A 1627-nucleotide genomic window follows, 5' to 3' on the forward strand; every position below is an offset into this window, starting at 1 on the left:
GGCCGGGTTCCGCGACCGCCATGTCGCCCGGGGCCGCTGCCCGGCCGACGACCTGCTGGACGAAGGACCACCCGGGGGCGTCCGCGCCCACGGGAGGAAGGACATCCGCACATGACCGCCCCGGAGACCGGCACCACGACCACCGAGACGGACACCGAGGCGCTGCGCGAGCGGGCGCTGGCCTGCCTCACCACCGCCCGTGCCCGCACCACGCTGCTGACCAGTTGTGTCGACGAACCCGACCTGACCGCCCAGCACTCCCCGCTGATGTCCCCGCTGGTGTGGGACCTCGCGCACATCGGCAACCAGGAGGAGCTGTGGCTGCTGCGGGCGGTCGGCGGCCGGGAGGCGATGCGGCCCGGGATAGACAGCCTGTACGACGCCTTCGAGCACCCGCGCGCCGAGCGGCCCTCGCTGCCGTTGCTGCCGCCCGCCGAGGCCCGCCGGTACGCGGCCGAGGTGCGCGGCCGGGCGCTGGACCTGCTGGCGTCGGCGGACTTCCACGGCAGCCGGCTGACCGAGGCAGGCTTCGCCTTCGGCATGATCGCCCAACACGAACAGCAGCACGACGAGACCATGCTGATCACCCATCAGCTCAGGAAGGGCCCGCAGGCGCTCACCGCGCCCGACCCGGCCCCGGCACCGCCGTTCACCGGACCGGCCGAAGTCCTGGTGCCCGGCGGCCCGTTCACCATGGGCACCTCCGACGAACCCTGGGCACTGGACAACGAACGCCCGGCGCACCCCCGGGAAGTGGCGCCGTTCTGGATCGACACCGTCCCGGTGACGAACGCCGCCTACCAGGCGTTCATCGAGGACGGCGGCTACACCACCGAGCGCTGGTGGACACCGGAGGGCTGGGCGCACATCCGGCGGCACGGCATCACCGCCCCGCTGTTCTGGCGGCGCGACGGCGACCGGTGGCTGCGGCGCCGGTTCGGGATCACGGAACCGGTGCCGCCCGACGAGCCGGTGCTGCACGTGTGCTGGTACGAGGCGGACGCCTACGCCCGCTGGGCCGGACGCCGGCTGCCCACCGAGGCGGAGTGGGAGAAGGCGGCCCGCCACGACCCTGTCACCGGCCGCTCCCGACGCTACCCGTGGGGCGACGCCGACCCCGCGCCCGAGCACGCCAACCTCGGCCAGCGGCATCTGCGGCCCGCCCCCGCCGGCAGCTATCCGGCCGGTGAGTCGCCGCTGGGGGTACGGCAGCTGATCGGTGACGTGTGGGAGTGGACGGCGAGCGACTTCCTGCCGTACCCGGGGTTTAGGGCGTTCCCGTACAAGGAGTACTCCGAGGTGTTCTTCGGCTCCGCCCACAAGGTGCTGCGCGGCGGCTCGTTCGCGGTGGACCAGGTGGCCTGCCGGGGCACGTTCCGCAACTGGGACTACCCGGTGCGCCGGCAGATCTTCTCCGGGTTCCGCACCGCCCGTTCGGAGGCCGTCTGATGTGCCGTCACCTCGCCTACCTCGGACCCGAGGAGTCGCTGGGCCGGCTGCTCGTGGAGCCCCCGCACGGCCTGTACCGGCAGTCGTGGGCGCCGCGCCGGCAGCGGTACGGGACGGTCAACGCCGACGGGTTCGGGGTCGGCTGGTACGCGCCCGGGGATCCGGCGCCGGCCCGCTA

General features: G+C 73.8%; 1 protein-coding gene and 1 pseudogene. Both read left to right on the forward strand.

All coding sequences use genetic code 11. From position 1 onward, the window contains the following. Positions 1 to 111 precede the first annotated feature (111 nt). Positions 112 to 1449, forward strand: coding sequence for an ergothioneine biosynthesis protein EgtB (gene egtB / locus H5J33_RS34495; protein WP_181798600.1), 1338 nt, complete (start codon positions 112 to 114; stop codon positions 1447 to 1449). Beyond that, positions 1449 to 1627, forward strand: a pseudogene (locus H5J33_RS38135) (class II glutamine amidotransferase); the annotation flags it as partial. The gene egtB and the pseudogene H5J33_RS38135, both read left to right, overlap by 1 nt.

Origin of the sequence: Streptomyces sp. WELS2 (assembly GCF_013870595.1) — a bacterium.
Taxonomy (GTDB): Bacteria; Actinomycetota; Actinomycetes; order Streptomycetales; family Streptomycetaceae; genus Streptomyces.